Here is a 17,070-nt window from a genome sequence, read left to right as displayed (position 1 = left end):
CTATTCGGTGGTGGCGTGGAATCGGCGGACGAGGAGAACGAGGAACGGGGCCCCGACGATCGCGGTGATGATGCCGATCGGGAGCTCGCGCGGTTGGAGGAGGACACGTGCGGCGACGTCGGCCCAGACCAGGAAGATCGCTCCGACCAACGCGGCGACGGGCACCACCCGTCGGTGGATCGCGCCGATCATCCGGCGGGCGAGGTGCGGGATGACGAGCCCGACGAAGCCGATGCCGCCCGACGCGGCGACCACCGCGCCCACGCAGAGCGAGACCACCACGAGCAGCTGGATGCGGAACCTCGTCGGCGAGACGCCGAGCGTCTGCGCGGTCTCGTCCCCGATCGCCAGCGCGTCGAGACGCGTACTCCACAAGGTGAGCAGCGCGATCGTCGCGCCGACGAGCACGAGCGCGATCGCGAGCGCCGTCGACCAGCGGGCGAGGCTGAGCGAGCCCAGCAGCCAGAACAGCACCGAGCGCGAGCCCTCGGCCGAGTTCGCGGCGAAGATCAGAAAGCTGGTCGCGGCGTAGAGGGCGTAGCCGACCGCGACACCGGAGATGAGCAGCCGGAGCGAGGTGACGCGGCCACCCGTACGCGCGACGACGAACACCGCGATCGACGCGGCGAGCGCACCGATGAACGCGCTGCCCGACAGGGCGTTCTCGCCGAGCGCCGCGCCGAACCCGAACAGGATCGCGGCCGCGGCGCCCGTCGACGCACCGGAGGTGACGCCGAGCAGGTACGGGTCGGCGAGCAGGTTGCGCACCATCGCCTGCAGCGCGACGCCGCACACCGCGAGCGCCGCGCCGACGGCCACGCCGAGCAGGACGCGGGGGAGCCGGACCTGCCACACGATGGAGTCCTGGGATCTGGGCCAGGTCGCGACCTCGGGTACGCCGAGCAGATGGTGGGAGACGATCCGCAGCACGGTCCCCGGGTTGATCTGGACGGCACCCATGGCGACCGCGAGCACGACGGTCACGACGAGGCCGGCGACCAGGCCCAGGGACCAGAACAGGTAGCGACGCCGGCCCGCTCGCTGTCCGAGGTCGTCGAGGACGTCCGTCGGCAGGTCGGGTGTCGTTGCCGTCATGGTTGTTGCCTTTCGAGCCGGTCGCGAGGCGATCTCAGCTGTCGTCGAGCTCTCCGGAGAGCTGGGTGGCGACGAGACGGCTGTAGGCACCGTCGCGTTCGATCAGGTCCCCGTGGGTTCCGGGCTCGGCGACGCAGCCGCCGTCCAGCACGACGATCCTGTCCGCGGCACGGATCGGGAGAGGGCGAAGACCCTGGCCAGGGCGGCGGCGACCAGCAGGCCCTGCCCCACGTACGTCGCGGTCGTCGCCAGCAGGACGACCACCAGCGCGACGACCCACCGTCGTGCGTCGGGCGCCATCCGTTGCAGCCGGCCGCCCATCGTGCTGTTCACCACTGCACGTTATTGCGAACGCTTTGCAAGTGCGACGGCGGGGCGCATATTGGTCAGACGTTCGGCAACGCGTTACGGGACGGCCACCGCGATGCCAGCGCACGTGCCGTGCGGCAGGTGGGGCGACGATCAGAACGTCGAGGTGAGGACGGCGCGATCGGTCTGGTCGAGGACGCGGAACCCGGCGGCGTTCTGGCGCAGGACTGAGGAGTTGAGGTTGCAGTGCATCTCGTTCGCGCCCGTTCCGATGAACTCGCCGGCCAACGCCTCCTTACCGTCGGCGGTCTGCACGACGACGCGGTAGCGCTGCCCGGAGGCGAAGCCCGTCGCGGTGAGCTTGATCTCCATGCCCCAGGTGTGCGGAACGACCCCGGCGGTCGAGGTGACGCCCGCCGCCGCATCGGCGACCGCGACCGCTTCCAGCGGGATCGCCGGTGGCTTCGGCGCCACGGTGTAGCCCACGGCCGCGCCGGCGCCGCCGATGACGACCACCGCGGCCGCCGCGGCCAGGACGCTGACGATCCGGCGGCGTGGCCGGCGCCGTGCTTCGTCGCCGATCGCGGTGACGATCGCGTCGCCCAACCACGGGGGCGGAACGGGAGTGGGCGTCCCACCGACCCGGTCGGGGTCGGCGTGCCGGAGCGAACGGGCCGTCGCCTCGAGCTGGGCGAGCTCGGCGCGGCAGTCGGGGCAGGAGTCGAGGTGGGCGAGGACGGCGGTGCGCTCGGCATCGGTGAGCTGCCCTTGCGCGAGGGCCGCGAGCAGCTCCCGCAGGGCGCGGTGGTCGTCGGGGGTCAGGTGGTCGTTCACGGCTCGATCCCCATCTCTTCCATCGCCAACCGCAGCGCCTTCAGACCATAGAAGACCCGGCTGCGAACGGTGCCCACGGGCACGCCTTGCTCGGCGGCGATCTCGGCGTACGGCCTGCCTCGCAGGTACGACTCGACCAACGCCGTGCGGTGCTCCGGGCGGATCCTCGTCAGCGCCTCCTCGACCAGCCAGCTCGCGATGGCGGCGTCGTGCGCCGGATCGTCCGCGGGGGCGATCGAGTGCAGCACCTCCATCGGCTGCGGCGTGGACGGGCGTGCCGCGGTCCGCCGGCCCTCGTCGATCACGGCGTTGCGGGCGATCGCGAACAGCCAGACGCGCAGGCTCGCGACGTTCGGATCGAACCGGTCGGCCGACCGCCATGCCCGCAGGAACACCTCCTGGACCACGTCGCGCGCGGCGCCCTCGTCGTCGAGCTGGCGGAGGGCGAACCGGTAGAGCTCGGCGCCGTGCTCGTCGTACGCCGCACGGACGCCTGCCTCGTGGCGCAGGTCATGCGTACCGCGCCGCGCGTCGGCGGATCTCGTTCGCGGGAGCCCGCGCATTCCCTGCCCTCCCACCGACTCGTTGTCCAAGGTTCTCGTGCTCGTCGGGAGTGTGTACGCACGGCTCCTCCGTCACGTTCACCGGCACGCCGATGAACGCGGTCCGATGTCGCTGCGTAAGCACCAGCGACACCTGAACGAGCGAAGGAGATCTGCCATGAAGAGACTGCTCGCGGTCATGACGACCGTGGCGCTGGCCACGACTGCCGGGGTGCTGACGATGCCGTCGGCGTCGGCGAGCTCTGGTGGGGGAGGCCAGATCTACCTGCTGGAGAAGGGCGGAACCCTCAGCACCCGCGACGCGAACCTGCCCCTGCTCGCCAAGCACCGGGTCAAGATCCGTGGGCTGGACGGCGATCGGCTGGTCGGCATCGACACCCGGCCGGCGACCGGTGAGCTGTACGGGTTGGGCAAGCGCGGGCAGCTCTACGTGGTCGACGCACGGTCGGGTCGCGCTTCGGCCGTGGGATCGCCGGCAGCCGGCGCGGTCGGCGACAAGGTCGGCTTCGACTTCAACCCGACCGTCGACCGGATCCGCGTGGTCACGAGCGCCGGACGCAACGTGCGGCTGCACCCCGACACCGGTGCTGTGGCGGGCGTCGATGGAGATCTCGCTTACAGCACAGGCGGATCGGCACCGCGCCTCGCCGCGTCGGCGTACACCAACAGTGTCGCCGGTGCCACGACCACCGGCCTGTACGGTCTCGACTCCGCTCGCGACACCCTCGTGACGCAGGGCACGCTGCCCGGCCGCACGCCGGTGGTGTCGCCCAACACCGGACAGCTGTTCAAGGTCGGCCGACTCGGCCTCGACATCACCTCGGTGAACGGCTTCGACCTCCGCCCTGGCGCGTCCAGTGCGATCGCCGCTGTGGAGCGTGACTCCCACGGGTTGTTCGGTTCGTCGAAGCTGGTCCGCGTGAACCTCAAGACGGGCCACGCGACCCCGTTGCTCGCGCTCGGGCTGGGTGACGTGGTTGGTCTCGCGTACTCCGGCGGCTCCGCGCACTGACGCGGGAGAATCCTTCGGCGGGCGATACGGATCGGTGTTGCCGATCCGTACCGCCCGCTGGCCGTTGTGGGCGGTCAGGCGTCGCGGCGCACCTTGAGGGCCCAGAGGACCAGCGGGAGCTGCAGGGGGAGACGTCCGTACGCGATCGCGCGCTGCCGCCACGGGCGATGCGACGAGTCGAGCGCCATCTTGATGTTCGCCGGGAACACCGCGACGAACAGGCCGGCGGCGAGCAGCCCACCGATGCGGCGGGTGCGGGGCACGGCGATCGCCGCGGCGACGGCAAACTCGGCCACTCCTGACGCGTAGGTCCACGTACGCCGGTCCCCGGGCAGCCACTCGGGGATGATCTGGTCGAAGGACCTCGGTGCGGCGAAGTGCAAGGTGCCCATGACCGTGAGGAAACCGGCCAGGGCGGCCGCGGGGCCGTGACGTGGTGCCATCCCGACAGCGTCCCACTTCGCCCGCATCCCTGCCATCAGCCGATACCGAGCGCGGTGCCGAGTCCCCGCGCGGTGAGCCCCACGCCCAGGACGATCACGACGGCCGCGGCGGCCGCCGGGAACAGGCGGAGCCAGGTGCGCGGCTGCGCGCCGCGCAGCAGCTTGGCTTGGACGCGTTCGCTCAGCCGCACCACGACCAGTCCCGCGAGGGCGAGGGTGAGCGCCATGCCGGTGCCATAGGCCAGCACGAGGACAACCCCGAACCAGGCTTGACCGAGCGCGGCCGCGCCGAGCAACACCACGATGGCTGACGGGCTGGGCACGAGCCCGCCGGCGATCCCCATCAGCACGAGACCGCCTCGACGCTCACCCGTGTGCTCGTGGCCATGTCCGTGGCCATGTCCGTGCCCGTGACCGTGCCCGTGACCGTGGCCATGACCGTGGCCGTGCCCATGGGAGTTCAGTTGGTGTTGGCGAAGCCGCTGGATGGCGCCTCGGAGCAGAGTCACGCCCACGACGAGGACGAGGATCCCGCTGATGGCTCCGAACCAGGGAAAGAGCGTCTCGGGGGCCAATGCCGTACTGACCGTGACGAGCAGGCCGAGGATGAGGACGCCCGCGGTGTGGGTGATGGTGACGGTGGCGCCGAGCGTGAGAACCCCACGCAGCGAGTGCTCGCCGCGGCCGGCGGCGTACGCGGCCATGATGGTCTTGCCGTGTCCGGGGCCGATCGCGTGCAGGGCGCCGAGCCCGAGCGCGATCGCGAACGCCAACGCGCCCAGCCCGAGGGTGAGGTCGCGGCGCGCGATCAGGTCGGTGAACGCGGCGGTGAGGTGATCCACCCCTCGCGGCAGCACGTTCGACAGGGGCGTTCTCGCCACGCCATCTTGGGAAGCCGCAGCTTGATCGCTTCGTGGGCCACCGGGTGCGAGCGTGAGACTCGCGGTCCGCTGGTCCAGCGGAGACGCCAGCATGTCCTCCGGGTAGCTGAGGAGCTGCTTGCTCACCGAGTCCTTTGGCACGTCGGAGCGGGTGAGCGTGACCCGGTCGCCTCGAGCGGTGATCTCTCGCCAGCCGACCCGGTTGGTTCCCGGATCCTTGAACGTCAACACGGAGTTGACGTCGATCCTCGGCAGGTCGGCGTGCAGCTGACAGTCCAACCGCAGCGTGGGGAGACCAGCCTGACCCGGGCGGGTGCTGGCCTCGGCGGTGGTGACCTCGAGCGGGAGGGGGTGACGGTCGAGGCTCGCGGCAACGGTGGTGGCGGCGTCGGCGCAGCTGGAGTCCGCCCAGCCGCGCAGCTCGGTGGCGCCGAGGGCGCCGTCCTTGTCGGTGTCGAGACCCGGCCGGAGCTGGGTGGTGGGGATCTCGGCCAGGTCCAGGACGTGGTGGACTCGCAGCTCCTCCAGACCGATGGTGAGGCCGTCGTAGCTGTTGACGCTGAAGTTCCCCAGCGGGTGGGCCACAGCAGTGCCGGCCATGCCGGCGATGACGATGGCCACGGCGCCCGCGACGATCGCGAAAGCGCGGCTCACGAAGCGGGATCGGACCTCGTTCACCGGTGGGCTCCGGGGTGGTCGAGTTCGGCGAGGGCGGTCCGGGCGTCGGCGGCGTGCAGCGGGGAGAAGCGCGGGTCCAGGTCGAGCGCGGACTTCAGGCTGCTGCGGGCCGCGGCGGTGAGGCCGAGCGCCTTCTCGATCATGCCGCGGTGGTACGCGAACGTGGCGTTCCGGAACCCGGTCGCGGCAGCTTGCCGTGCGTAGGCGAGGGCTTCGCGGTCGTTCCCGGCTCGGTGCAGCGACCAGGCGAGAGCGTCGGCGACGTGAATGCTGTGGCGGCGGCTCCATTCGGCTCGGGCCTGCTCGACCGCGCGGTCGGGGTCGCCGTGGTCGGCTTCGAACAACGCCATCTCCAGGTCGGTACGGACTCCGCCTGCCGCGGCGAGGCGGCGCCAGCTGTCCACGGTGGCGTATTGCGCCTTGGCCTCGGGTAGCCGGTCGATCGCCGTGAGCAGATCGGCGAACTCGATCAGGTACTGCGGCTCCGGGCGTTGCGCGACGACCTCGGTGAAGAGGTCGACCGCTGCGGCGTTCTTGCCTTGGGCGGTGGCGACTCGGGCCTGGCCAGCGACCGCCGCGACGTTGCTGTGGTCGGCCTTGACAGCAGCGGCGTAGTGGCCGGCGGCCTGGTCGTACGCGCCGCGGTTGCGCGCGAGCTCGCCGAGCTGGAACCGCACGAAGCTGACATCGGCCGGGACGGTCGTGGAGGACAGGGCCCGCTCGAGCAGTTCGGCCGCGGTGTCGGTCTGGCCGCGCAGCTCGGCTTGGTAGGCGAGCCGGGTGAACGTCGACAGTCCGGGATGCGTCTGGTCGGCGCGTTGGGCCGCCTGCTGGGCGTCGTCGTAGCGGCCGAGCTCGGTGAGGGCGTCGGTCCGTACGCCCTGGGCTTTGCTGTTGTACGGGTTGATGGTCAGCGCCTTGTCCGCCCACGACAGCGCCGCGGTGAACTCGTGCCTGGCCGCGGCCAGCGCGCCCATCCCGGCCGCCGCCGTGTCGTTGTCGGCGGGCTGGCGGTCCAAGGCGGTGCGCAGTACCTGGTCGGCCTTGTCGTAGAAGCCAGGGTCGCCGGTGATGCGGGCCTGTTCGACGTAGGCGATCCCGAGCGTCGCCCAGCTCTTGGCGTCCTTGGGCTGGCTGCGCAGGTGCGTCTGCAGCGTGGAGATGGTCGAGGCCATCGACACCGTTCCCGCGCGTTCCAGTCCGGCCTGCTCCGAGCCTGGTGCCCCGGTGGAGGAACGTGGGTTGGCGGCTCGATTCTCACCGCTTGACTGGCCGGAGTCCGGGCCGAGGACGATGGCCGCCGTCAGCGTGACGACCACGGCAGCGGCGCACGCGGCGAGTACGAGAAGGATCCGACGCACGAGATGTCCTCACGGGGAGAGGTTGCTGGCGGTGAATCCGGCTGCCCGGTCGGTGGAACGAGTGAGACACGACCGGGCAGCCGGGCTAGGTGGGACTAGAAGTGGGACTGGCTAGCTCACGCGGTGGCGACGGAGCCGCGGTTCCTGCGGTACAGGAACAGCCCACCGGCGATGGCGAGTCCGCCGAGCGCGACGGCCGACAGCGACACCAACGGGGTGCCGAGCAGGCCGGAGCCATCGGAGGTTCCGCCGGACGTGCCGCCGGCGATGGCGCCACCGTTGAGCGGCGTGCTTCCCGGCTTGCCTACGGCGGACTTGACCACCGAGCCGGAGTGCGGAAGCGCGACGTACGGGAACGTCTTGCCGAACGCCTTGTCGTTGGCGTTCACGGCGTCACCCAGGTCGTTCGGGGCACCGACGAGCTCACCCTCGACGACCTGCAGCGCGATGTCGACGACGTCGTCGGTGAGTCGGCGCCCGTTCGGGAAGCCGGCCGTGTCGCCCTCGAGCACGCCCAGCCGCTTCGGACTCGCCGCCGGCTTGATCGCCGTGTTGAGCCGCAGCTGCTCCGACGCCTTGACGTTCTTCGGCTGGTTCAGGCTGGGAACGCCGGTCAGGAACACCTGCACGAGGTCGTTGCGGGGCTCCTTGGGCGCCGGGATCCCGTAGACGGCCTGGATCAGCTTCGGCAGCTCGGGGTTGGTGACGTACTTGCCGAACTGCGCGTCGTCCTTGGGCTTGGAGGCGTTGAACCGGTCCTTGTCCTTGACCGGGATGACGACCTCGTTGACCAGCGGCATGCCGAGCCTGGACACCTGGCGGTCACGGCCGGAGCCGTCCTCGCGCGAGGTGCTCGACCAGACACCCACCACGGAGTCCCTGTCGATGAGCAGCTTCGACGGCACCTGCAGGGCGACCGTGTTGACGTTGTAGCCCTTGAGGCTGTCGTTGCCGACCTCGGAGAGGTCCCCGCCGTAGAGCAGGTCGAACACGCGCAGGTCGAGGAAGAACGAGTCATCGGCCTGGCCGGTGAAGCTCTTCGCCTTGCCCTTGCTGACCACGGCCTGGTTGCGCAGCGCCTCGTAGTTCGGCATCGACGCCGTGCCCACGTTGGACGGTGCGACCGGGGCGTTCTTGATCAGGTGCAGGGTCTTGCCGTCCCGGGCACCGAGGAGCACCGAGATGTCGATCTTCAACAGGTCCGCGATCTTGACCAGCAGCCGCAGGTCGAGCAGCGAACCGGAGTGCTCGTTGAAGATCAGGTCCAGGTTGTAGGTCTGGCGGAAGTTCAGGTCCGGATCGTTCAGCGACGTCACCGGACCGGTGTTGTAGAGGAACGTGTTGCCGTTCCGGTAGTGGTCCTTGAACGTCCACCGATACGTCAGGTCGGCCTTCGCGTCGCCGTCGTTGTCGATGTGGATGTCGTACTTGGCGTCGGTGGCGAACCGGTAGAAGTTCGGGCCACCAGCGGGGTCCTCGAACGGGACCCAGTTCGCCACCAGCGTGGTCGTGTCCGGCTTGTCCGGGGAGACGAACGCGTAGGTGTCGGTGTTGTCGTACTGCGGCTGACCCGAGATCAGCGGTGCTTCCCGGTGGCTTGACGCCAGCGCGGCCGGAGGGGCCAGCCCCGCCAACCCGCCCAGTGCGACGGCGGTGCCGGCCGCGACCAGCGCTGCCGCGCGTCTCTTGAAGCCTGATGCCTGAGACATGAATGTCCTTCAGACGAGAAGTTCGGCGCCCCCACCTCGTCGAGGGGGACGCCCCGTGATGTGCCGACCGGGCCACGGGGGAGGGCGTCCGGTCGAGCGTCGAGGTCGAGAGGCGCTCGACCCCGGTGGAACCTCCCTCCGTCCTCCGGGCTGTACGCGAACCACTAGGTGCTCCGCGCGCGATACCTCTCATTCGTGTGGGGCGGGCGGACGGATGGGCGATGTGGCCTCTTTCATCAAGAAAGTACTTGCAAGTAATTCGCAGCAACTGCGATTGCTTCGATCGCCGACCACTCCGGGCGGCCACCTGTTCCGAACTCCTGCTGACCTCGCGCGGGCTTTGGCGATCGCCACCGACTACGCAGCGCGAGAACAAGCGGAGGGGAAGTGCAGGTACCTCGTGCGGCCACGCATCGACCCTCGGGTGTCCGACAAGCAGCTGGAGAGTCTCCTCGTCCGGGTGTCGGACGGTGACGCAGGCGCGTTCGAACGTCTCTACTCGGTGATCGCCGACACCGTGGTCGCGTCAGTGCGCGCCGTCGTCTCCGACCCGGACCAGGCACAGGACATCGCGCAGGAGGTGGCGTTGCAGCTCTGGCGCAACGCCCACCGCTACGACCCGTCGCGGAGCAGCGTCTTGTCCTGGGTGAAGCTCATCGCCCACCACCGGGCCGTGGACCAGATCCGCACCAACCTGATCCGTTCGACGAGCGAGACCGCTGTGGCGCACAGAGCGACCGGACACGAGGCTGGTCCGGTCGAGCAGGTGCAGATCCGGTTCGAGCACCAGGCGGTTCGTGATGCTCTTTCTGGGTTGACGCGGATCCAGCACGAGGCCGTGGTGTTGGCGTACTTCGGTGGTCACACCTATCGGCAGGTGGCCGATCTGTTGAACGTTCCGGAGAGCACGGCCAAGACCCGCATCCGCGACGGCCTGATTCGGATCCGCCAGCACCTGGTCGAGAGCAACTGGACGTAGGGCTGGCTTGAACGGGTCAACGGCGACGGTGGCTGACCGAGTCCGTTCGCTGCAAGGAGACGACCTGCGCCGGTGGGGTGCCGAGCTGGTTCAGGCCGGACGACACCAGGCTTGCGGTGAGTTGGGGCGGAAGGCCCATCAGGCTGCCGATGTCTCGGTAGCTATGGTCGCCGAGCAGGGCCAGAGCCACGGCGGTGCGCTGTTGGTCGGCGAGGACGGCCAGCTCGGCGATGAGGTCGCATCCACCGTCACGTGGGCGATCGGTGCCGGCTCGGCCGCGGTGGCGTGGCTCGAGATCATCCTGGTAGCCGAGGAATCTGGACGGCTTCGCGCACCGTCGATAGATGAGTCGCGCCAGGTCGTGACGCACAGAGATGAGAGCTCCCTCGGCGGGCTGTTCCGGTGCCGTGCAGGCATGCTTGAGCACGTCGACGGCCACCAGCCGGGCGAACTCGCGATCGCCGGAGATGATGTTCGCCAAGGCGAACAGCGCAGCACCGTGGCGGTCACAGACTCGTCCGACCGCTGTCAGGTCTCCGGTACGAGCCGCCTCCAACAAGGCGTGATCCTCAGGCGGAACCGAAGCGTCACGCGACAACACATTCCCCGGCTCAACGTACTCAGACATCGCCCAACTCCCTTGTCCCAGACGCAAACGCGCCACCGGGGTCTTGGGCGGCAACTACTCGACCTCAAACGGACCTACCCTCTCCGCCGACTTCGGAACCTGAAAGGCGGAGAGACTCGACGATAGCCCGTCAGGGACTCTCGGTGGACGAAGTGGGGCGGCTTCCCGGCGAGTCAGTCAGAAGGTCGGTGGTGTCGGCGGTGCCGGCGGTGACCGCGCGGGCGAGATCGGACAGCCGCTGGTGGGTGCGGCGGGCGTGGCGTCGCATGGTGTCGAACGCCTCGTCGACGCCGATTGCGCCTCGTTCGGCGAGGATGCCCTTGGCTTGTTCGATGACGACCCGGCTGTTCAGGGCGGCCTGCAGCTGGTCGGTGAGGATCTCGGCGTGGCGGAGGCCGCGGTGCTGGAGGATGCCGATGGTCGCCGTGTCGGCGAGAGCCTGTCCGACCCGCTGGTCCTGCTCGGTGAGGCGGGTGTTCTCGGCGGAGAAGAGGTTCAGGGCGCCGATGGTGTCGTCGCGAAGCCGTAGCGGTAGGGCGTGTGCGGAGGAGAAGCCCGCTGCCCCGGCCGCTGCCGCGAAGTGTGGCCACCGGCTCTCGGCGGCCCGCAGGTCGACATTGACGACTGGGCTCTTGGAACGGTAGGAGTCCATGCACGGCCCGGTATCGGTCTGGATCTCGAACAGCTCGAGCAACCGGGCCTCCTCGGTGGAGGCGGCCGCGGGGCGAAGGTGGCCACGCTGGTCGGCGAGCATCACTCCCGCGGCCGTGACGCCCAGGAGCTGCACCGTTCTCTGCGTGAGGCCGTAGAGGAAGTCGATCACGTCGAAGTCGTCGATCAGGGTGTCCGCGAGCTCGACGAACGCGCTGATGAGCTGCTGCTCGCGAGTCATGCTCGTCATGGTCGGCTCCACGGATGAGATCGACGTCGGTTCTGGTGGTTGTCAGGCATGGAATCGTAACCGCCTCTGGACTACGTCCGTCGCGATGGCACGAATGGGTCGAGCACTGCTGAAGGCATGAGCCCGGAGCCGGACCAGGGCGTCGGCGACGCTGATGTCGAGCTGAACGCTGATCATGCCCGTGGCCTGATGAACGACCGCCGAGACGTCCGCCGGATCGAGCCCGCCCGCGCCGAGGGCGGATGTGGGGCTGGACGGGTTCAGCTCGTCGATCATCAGGGTCAACGTGATGGCGTCGGCGATGACCAGGCCATCGCCCTGCTGGTCTGCGGTCATCGGACCGACCGTGTCGCGGTGCAGCATGAGCGCACCGATGCTGATCACGCCGAGACGCAGGGGAAAGGCGAAGACGGCCCTGACCCCGAGGGTCTCCGCTTCGGTGGTGAAGGCCGCCCAGCGCGTGAGCGGTACGTCGCGCAGGCTGGGCTCGAGAACGATCGAGGTGCCGGCGCCCGCGTCGATCACGGGTCCCTCGCCCAGCGTGAGCTGGAGATCGACCAGCGAGGCACTCATCGGGTTCTCACCCCAGATCACCACCGGACCGGTGCCACTCGACAACGTCACCACAGCCGCGGTCATCCCGAGAACGAGCGCCACCTCCGCCGCCTCGACGGCCTGGAGCCCGCCCGCACCGCCATCCTCGCCGGTGAGCCTGGACAGGCACGCTGTTGCGGCGGCGGTCACCACGGCTCGCTTCACCTCCGACCCAAGTCCGCGACCTTGGCAGGAACCACGAGAGTCGGAGAGAAAGGTTGCGGTCAACCGTACCGGACGTCAGTGCCGGCACCCATCCATGATCGCGGCAGTCTCGAAGAGGAGGTGACGATGTCGCGCCGATGAGTGGAGTTGCTTTCGATGATCACGCTGGCCTTGATCGGATTGGTGGGCGGGCTGATCACGGGGGTTTCTCCGTGTGTGTTGCCGATGTTGCCGATCATCTTCTTTGCCGGTACGGCCGGCAAACCCGAGAACGCACCGGACAAGACGGCTGACAAGGCCGGCCGGCACAGCCGCGAGAGCGGTGGCGATGTGTTGGTGGATGAGGTCGTCGAGGCAGCGCCGAAGAAGGCGAAGCGGGATTTGCGGCCGTTGCGGATCATCGCGGGGATCGTGGTGAGTTTCAGTGTGTTCACCCTGTTGGGGTCGGTGATTTTGTCGTTCCTGGGACTGCCGGACAGCTTCCTACGCTGGGCCGGGCTGACGGTCCTGGTCCTGGTGGGGCTGGGGCTGATCTTTCCGGCGTTGGGGCATCTGATCGAGAAGCCGTTCTACCGGCTCCCGAAAGTCACCCGCAACGCCAACGGCGCGTTCGTCCTCGGCCTCGGCCTGGGCACCCTCTACGTCCCCTGCGCCGGCCCCGTCCTCGCCGCGATCACGGTCGCCGGGGCGACCGGGCAGATCGGCTGGCGCACCGTGGTCCTGACCGTCTCCTTCGCGGTCGGTGCGGCGCTGCCGTTGCTGGTGTTCGCCGCCGCCGGCTCCCGCATCGCACGCAGGGTGAAGGCGTACCGCGACCACGCCCGCGGCTTCCGGATCGGCGGCGGGGTCGTGATGATCCTCCTCGCCATCGCGCTGGGGTTCGGGGTGACCGATCTGCTGCAGAAAGCGTTGCCGAACTACACCGGCGGGTTGGAGAAGAAGGTCGCCGAGTCCGACACCGTCCAAGGCGTGTTGGCACCCGCCATCGGTGAGGGCGGTACGGAGTTGGCGAAGTGCACGCCGGGGGCGGCGGAGTTGGCGGCGTGTGGGGCGGCGCCGGAGTTCCGCGGCACCCAACAGTGGTTCAACACCCCCGACAACCAGCCCGCGACGGTGGCCGGGTTGAAAGGGAAAGTGGTGCTGGTCGACTTCTGGGCCTACTCCTGCATCAACTGTCAACGCGCCACCCCCCACCTGCTGGCGTGGGACAAAACCTACGGGCCGTTGGGATTGCAGATCGTCGGGATCCACTCCCCGGAGTTCGCGTTCGAAAAAGACCCCGGGAACGTGGCGGCGGCGATCCGGAAAGAGAAGATCGGCTACCCCGTCGGGCAGGACAACAACCTGTCCACGTGGACCGACTACCGCAACCGGTACTGGCCCGCCAAATACCTCATCGACGCCGACGGCACCGTCCGGGCGATCAAGTTCGGCGAAGGCGACTACGGACAAGTCGAAAACCAGTTCCGCCAACTCCTGAAAGACGCCAACCCCGACCTCAAGCTCCCCGACCCGGTCGACGGGACCGTCGAAGCCGACAACCCCGGCGCCAAGGGCACCACCCCCGAAACGTTCCTGTCCTACGCCCGCGCCACCAACTACCAAGGCACCGGGACACTCACCCCCGACGACGGACGGATGTTCGGGCTCAACCCCAACCAGCCCAACGACACCTTCAGCCTCGGCGGCACCTGGGCCGTCGACTCCCAACACGTCACCGCCACCACCAACGCCCAAGTACGGCTCAACTTCAACGCCGCGAAGGTCTACCACGTCCTGTCCGGCCAAGGCACCGTCACCATCAACATCCCCGGCCAACCCGACAAAACCATCAACGTCACAGGCACCCCCAACGCCTACCAACTCCTCGACCAACCCAACGCCGGCCGCAACACCATGACCCTCACCTACAGCCCAGGCATCTCCGCCTACACCTTCAGCTTCGGCTGAGCACGGCTGCCGGCAGCACTCGACGGGCTCGTCGCATTCGACCTGTATCCAAAGGAGATTCTCATGGGCACCAGCTTGGTCAGTGTGACCGACGCCGAGTATGACGCCGCCGTGTTGGAGAGCGAAAAGCCTGTGGTGGTGGACTTCTGGGCCGAATGGTGCGGTCCCTGCAAGCAGGTGACCCCGATCCTGGAAGAGCTGGCGGCCGAACACGGCGACCAGATCACGTTCCTCAAGCTGAACATCGACGAGAACCCAGCCACACCGGCCAGCTACAACGTGATCAGCATCCCCACGATCCACCTCTACCGCGATGGTGGGCTGGCGAAATCGATCGTCGGCGCCAAGCCCAGGGCGGCGCTGCTTCGTGACATCGCCGACCACACCGGGCTGCGGCTTTAGCAACGCTTGACCTTCCGCTCGGCCCGTACGACCCATCCGGGGCGGCACCAGCTCCGAACGATCAACACGGCCAGCCGGCACAGGCCGCCTGAAGTACGAGGGGATTGCAGATGATGGGTCAGGGGCCGAGGCTCGCCGCGGTGGCCGGTGATCGCACGCACGCGGGGGTCGTGGACAATCCGGACATGGCGACGATCGCGACACTGAGGCGACTTGTGGGCATGCGGGACGCGGATCCCACGCCCGAGGAGCTGTTGTCCAGGGCCGCTCGTGGCGACGAAGCCATGTTCGCGCTGTTGTACGACCGCCTCGCGCCGCCGGTCTTCAGCATGATCGTCAGGCTGGTCCGCAACCACGCCCTGGCCGAAGAGATCACCCAGGACGTGTTCGTCGAGCTCTGGCGTACGGCCACGAGGTTCGACGCGAGCAAGGGCACAGCGCTGGCGTGGGCGATGACGATGGCGCATCGCCGCGCGGTGGACCGGATCCGGTCCGAACAAGCCATGACCGACCGCGAACGGCGCGCCGCCGCCAGCGCCGGCGCGGCCGAGTACGACTCTGTCGTCGAGGAAGCGGTGGCGAACCTCGAGCACCAGCAGGTCCGCGGTTGCCTTGGCTCGTTGACAGACCTGCAACGAGAAGCGGTCACGCTCGCGTACTACGGGGGCTACACGTACCACGAGGTCGCGAACCTCCTGCAGGCCAACTTGGCGACGGTGAAGACGCGGATGCGGGACGGCCTGGTCCGGCTCCGCGATTGCTTGGGCGTGGAGACGACACGATGACGAACGACCTGAACAAGGGAGCCGACCCGCACTCGTTGGCAGGCCCCTACGCACTCGACGCGCTTCCGCTGGCTGAGCGGGCCGCGTTCGAACAACATCTCGACGAGTGCGACACCTGCCCGGCCGACGTCGAGGACTTCCGCCTCACCGCGGCTCGACTGGGAGCGGGCGCCTCCGACGGCGTGGTTCTGCCGTCCGGCTTGCGATCCCGGGTACTGGCCGAGGTCGCGGAGACCCGGCAGCTGCCACCCATGCCTCGCCACATCGGGTCCGCGCGTTCTCGTCGCGAGGGAGACGCGGCAGCGAGCGGTACGCGTACTCCGCTGTGGCGGCAGCCTCGGATCCTCGCCGCCGCCGCGGCGTTGGTCCTCGTCACCGGCGGCGCCGGAGTGGGCATCGGCATCGCCACGTCCCAGTCGCAGCAGACCCGACTGGCCGATCAGGCGCGCGACGAGATCACCAGCATCCTGAGCGCTCCGGACTCCACCACTCGACACGCGACGGTCACCGGTGGCGGCCGGGTCACGTTGGTCAGTTCGCCGTCGCACGACGCGGCCGTAGCGGTCTTCAACGAGCTTCCCGCCAACGCGGACGATCGCAGCTACCAACTGTGGATGTTGCATGGAACGGCTGCCCGTTCCGCTGGCGTCGTCCACGTTCCCGCGTCCGGTGGGGGAGCGGAGCCGGGCAAGGTGACTCGGGTCCTTCGGGGTGGCATCGTCGGTGCCGACGGGTTCGGCCTCACGGTCGAGCCCGCGGGTGGGTCGCAGACTCCCACCCTGCCGACGATCGCCCAGATCCCCTTCGCCTGAAGGTCAAACGCCTCTTACCGAAAAGACACGCCGTCCCTCGCGGGCGGCGTGTCTTTCGTCGTGCTCCCGAAGAAGTGGACAAATTCCTCGAGATTCGACCCATCCATCCGCTGAGTAGCCGCGAATGCCGGTCATGCAGACGATGCGGCACCACAGCTCGAGCGCACTGGCGTTCTTGTGCATCGTCCGCGTGCCGGACTCCCACCCGGATGTGCCGAGCGGGGAGCAAGTCATCGGCCTCCATAGCGCGAGGCGCGTCTACGACAGAGGGAGCACCACCTCATGAAGACCATCCGATCTCGATTCCGCTTCGGCGTGATGTTCGCCGGTGTGGGGCTGCTGGCCATGGTGGGTGCGGCCTGTGGCAACACCGCCGAGCCCACGACGCAGAACGAGCCCGCCCCCACGACGAGCGCGTCTTCTGAGGCGCCGGACGCGATGGGCGCGGGCATGGTCGGCGCCGGGTGCGCCGGCTACGCCGACCAGGTGCCGTCCGGGCCGGGTTCGGTCGAGGGTATGGCCAAGGACCCGGTCGCGGTCGCGGCGGGCAACAACCCGCTGCTGAAGACCCTGGTGTCGGCGGTGTCGGGGAAGTTGAACCCGAAGGTCAACCTCGTCGACACCCTCAACGGCGCCGAGTTCACCGTGTTCGCGCCGGTCGACGACGCGTTCGCCAAGATCGACGCCAAGACCATCGAGACGCTGAAGACCGACGACGCTCAGCTGTCGAAGATCCTCACCTACCACGTCATCGCCGGCCAGATCGCCCCCGACAAGATCGCCGGTGAACACAAGACCGTCCAAGGCGGCACCGTCACCGTCACCGGCTCGGGTGACGACCTCAAGGTCAACGACGCCACCGTCATCTGCGGCGGAGTCCAAACCGCCAACGCCACCGTCTACCTCATCGACACCGTCCTGATGCCGAAGTAGACAGCCGGAACAATCCTCACCATCACCCCCTGACTC

The 17,070-nt window shown here is 68.8% G+C and carries 18 protein-coding genes; 7 read left to right on the top strand and 11 right to left on the bottom strand.

Features of this window, described 5'->3' with window-relative positions; all coding sequences use genetic code 11:
* The 4 genes from JOD67_RS31655 to JOD67_RS31640 all read right to left on the bottom strand — a co-directional run bounded on the left by JOD67_RS31655 (position 1) and on the right by JOD67_RS31640 (position 2,801).
* Entirely contained in the window at positions 1 to 1,095 is a 1,095-nt protein-coding gene (locus tag JOD67_RS31655) for a FecCD family ABC transporter permease (protein ID WP_205121361.1), read from the bottom strand.
* 102 nt (positions 1,096 to 1,197) lie between these two features.
* Positions 1,198 to 1,428: a hypothetical protein gene (locus JOD67_RS31650; RefSeq protein WP_205121360.1), complete on the bottom strand. Its 231-nt coding sequence runs from the start codon at positions 1,426 to 1,428 to the stop codon at positions 1,198 to 1,200.
* 129 nt (positions 1,429 to 1,557) lie between these two features.
* On the bottom strand, positions 1,558 to 2,238 hold the full coding sequence (locus JOD67_RS31645; protein WP_307782624.1) for an anti-sigma factor family protein: 681 nt from the start codon (positions 2,236 to 2,238) through the stop codon (positions 1,558 to 1,560).
* Positions 2,235 to 2,801: a sigma-70 family RNA polymerase sigma factor gene (locus tag JOD67_RS31640; protein WP_205121359.1), complete on the bottom strand. Its 567-nt coding sequence runs from the start codon at positions 2,799 to 2,801 to the stop codon at positions 2,235 to 2,237. The genes JOD67_RS31645 and JOD67_RS31640 overlap by 4 nt, the downstream gene beginning before the upstream one ends.
* Before the next feature lie 157 nt (positions 2,802 to 2,958).
* On the opposite strand from JOD67_RS31640, the gene JOD67_RS31635 reads away from it, so the two are divergent.
* Positions 2,959 to 3,813: a DUF4394 domain-containing protein gene (locus JOD67_RS31635; RefSeq protein WP_205121358.1), complete on the top strand. Its 855-nt coding sequence runs from the start codon at positions 2,959 to 2,961 to the stop codon at positions 3,811 to 3,813.
* Between the two features lie 74 nt (positions 3,814 to 3,887).
* On the opposite strand, the gene JOD67_RS31630 is transcribed toward JOD67_RS31635, so the two are convergent.
* From JOD67_RS31630 to JOD67_RS31615, 4 genes are all read right to left on the bottom strand, one after another.
* Complete coding sequence (locus JOD67_RS31630; RefSeq protein WP_205121357.1) at positions 3,888 to 4,256, bottom strand: DoxX family protein; 369 nt, start codon at positions 4,254 to 4,256, stop codon at positions 3,888 to 3,890.
* A gap of 35 nt (positions 4,257 to 4,291) precedes the next feature.
* Positions 4,292 to 5,791, bottom strand: coding sequence for a sulfite exporter TauE/SafE family protein (locus JOD67_RS31625; RefSeq protein WP_205121356.1), 1,500 nt, complete (start codon positions 5,789 to 5,791; stop codon positions 4,292 to 4,294).
* A gap of 20 nt (positions 5,792 to 5,811) precedes the next feature.
* Positions 5,812 to 7,176, bottom strand: a complete 1,365-nt coding sequence (locus JOD67_RS31620; protein ID WP_205121355.1) for a tetratricopeptide repeat protein — start codon at positions 7,174 to 7,176, stop codon at positions 5,812 to 5,814.
* Between the two features lie 116 nt (positions 7,177 to 7,292).
* On the bottom strand, positions 7,293 to 8,885 hold the full coding sequence (locus JOD67_RS31615) for a DUF4331 domain-containing protein (RefSeq protein WP_205121354.1): 1,593 nt from the start codon (positions 8,883 to 8,885) through the stop codon (positions 7,293 to 7,295).
* A gap of 400 nt (positions 8,886 to 9,285) precedes the next feature.
* On the opposite strand from JOD67_RS31615, the gene JOD67_RS31610 reads away from it, so the two are divergent.
* A complete protein-coding gene (locus JOD67_RS31610; RefSeq protein WP_205121353.1) occupies positions 9,286 to 9,864 on the top strand; it encodes a sigma-70 family RNA polymerase sigma factor in 579 nt (192 codons plus the stop codon).
* 16 nt (positions 9,865 to 9,880) lie between these two features.
* Here the strand turns inward: JOD67_RS31610 and JOD67_RS31605 are convergent, their stop codons facing one another.
* From JOD67_RS31605 to JOD67_RS31595, 3 genes are all read right to left on the bottom strand, one after another.
* Entirely contained in the window at positions 9,881 to 10,492 is a 612-nt protein-coding gene (locus JOD67_RS31605; protein WP_205121352.1) for an RNA polymerase sigma factor, read from the bottom strand.
* A gap of 130 nt (positions 10,493 to 10,622) precedes the next feature.
* A complete protein-coding gene (locus JOD67_RS31600; RefSeq protein ID WP_239554125.1) occupies positions 10,623 to 11,393 on the bottom strand; it encodes a GAF and ANTAR domain-containing protein in 771 nt (256 codons plus the stop codon).
* Between the two features lie 42 nt (positions 11,394 to 11,435).
* Positions 11,436 to 12,152: an ANTAR domain-containing protein gene (locus tag JOD67_RS31595; protein ID WP_205121351.1), complete on the bottom strand. Its 717-nt coding sequence runs from the start codon at positions 12,150 to 12,152 to the stop codon at positions 11,436 to 11,438.
* A gap of 156 nt (positions 12,153 to 12,308) precedes the next feature.
* On the opposite strand from JOD67_RS31595, the gene JOD67_RS31590 reads away from it, so the two are divergent.
* The 5 genes from JOD67_RS31590 to JOD67_RS31570 all read left to right on the top strand — a co-directional run bounded on the left by JOD67_RS31590 (position 12,309) and on the right by JOD67_RS31570 (position 17,034).
* A complete protein-coding gene (locus JOD67_RS31590; protein ID WP_205121350.1) occupies positions 12,309 to 14,102 on the top strand; it encodes a cytochrome c biogenesis protein CcdA in 1,794 nt (597 codons plus the stop codon).
* A 63-nt stretch (positions 14,103 to 14,165) separates the two neighbouring features.
* Entirely contained in the window at positions 14,166 to 14,504 is a 339-nt protein-coding gene (trxA, locus tag JOD67_RS31585) for a thioredoxin (protein ID WP_205121349.1), read from the top strand.
* 185 nt (positions 14,505 to 14,689) lie between these two features.
* Complete coding sequence (gene sigK / locus JOD67_RS31580) at positions 14,690 to 15,289, top strand: ECF RNA polymerase sigma factor SigK (protein WP_239554123.1); 600 nt, start codon at positions 14,690 to 14,692, stop codon at positions 15,287 to 15,289.
* Complete coding sequence (locus tag JOD67_RS31575; protein ID WP_205121348.1) at positions 15,286 to 16,101, top strand: anti-sigma factor; 816 nt, start codon at positions 15,286 to 15,288, stop codon at positions 16,099 to 16,101. The genes sigK and JOD67_RS31575 overlap by 4 nt, the downstream gene beginning before the upstream one ends.
* A gap of 282 nt (positions 16,102 to 16,383) precedes the next feature.
* On the top strand, positions 16,384 to 17,034 hold the full coding sequence (locus JOD67_RS31570) for a fasciclin domain-containing protein (protein WP_205121347.1): 651 nt from the start codon (positions 16,384 to 16,386) through the stop codon (positions 17,032 to 17,034).
* Positions 17,035 to 17,070 lie beyond the last annotated feature (36 nt).

Source organism: Tenggerimyces flavus (assembly GCF_016907715.1).
Lineage (GTDB): Bacteria > Actinomycetota > Actinomycetes > Propionibacteriales > Actinopolymorphaceae > Tenggerimyces > Tenggerimyces flavus.
The sequence above is the reverse complement of the archived record's forward strand: the minus strand, read 5'-3'. Positions and strand labels throughout refer to the sequence as shown.

Coding starts and splice junctions, on each gene's coding strand:
- JOD67_RS31655 (WP_205121361.1), bottom strand. CDS start 1,095: ATGACGGCAACGACACCCGACCTGCCGACGGACGTCCTCGACGACCTC.
- JOD67_RS31640 (WP_205121359.1), bottom strand. CDS start 2,801: ATGCGCGGGCTCCCGCGAACGAGATCCGCCGACGCGCGGCGCGGTACG.
- JOD67_RS31635 (WP_205121358.1), top strand. CDS start 2,959: ATGAAGAGACTGCTCGCGGTCATGACGACCGTGGCGCTGGCCACGACT.
- JOD67_RS31630 (WP_205121357.1), bottom strand. CDS start 4,256: ATGGCACCACGTCACGGCCCCGCGGCCGCCCTGGCCGGTTTCCTCACG.
- JOD67_RS31615 (WP_205121354.1), bottom strand. CDS start 8,885: ATGTCTCAGGCATCAGGCTTCAAGAGACGCGCGGCAGCGCTGGTCGCG.
- JOD67_RS31605 (WP_205121352.1), bottom strand. CDS start 10,492: ATGTCTGAGTACGTTGAGCCGGGGAATGTGTTGTCGCGTGACGCTTCG.
- JOD67_RS31600 (WP_239554125.1), bottom strand. CDS start 11,393: ATGACGAGCATGACTCGCGAGCAGCAGCTCATCAGCGCGTTCGTCGAG.
- JOD67_RS31590 (WP_205121350.1), top strand. CDS start 12,309: ATGATCACGCTGGCCTTGATCGGATTGGTGGGCGGGCTGATCACGGGG.
- trxA (WP_205121349.1), top strand. CDS start 14,166: ATGGGCACCAGCTTGGTCAGTGTGACCGACGCCGAGTATGACGCCGCC.
- sigK (WP_239554123.1), top strand. CDS start 14,690: ATGGCGACGATCGCGACACTGAGGCGACTTGTGGGCATGCGGGACGCG.
- JOD67_RS31575 (WP_205121348.1), top strand. CDS start 15,286: ATGACGAACGACCTGAACAAGGGAGCCGACCCGCACTCGTTGGCAGGC.
- JOD67_RS31570 (WP_205121347.1), top strand. CDS start 16,384: ATGAAGACCATCCGATCTCGATTCCGCTTCGGCGTGATGTTCGCCGGT.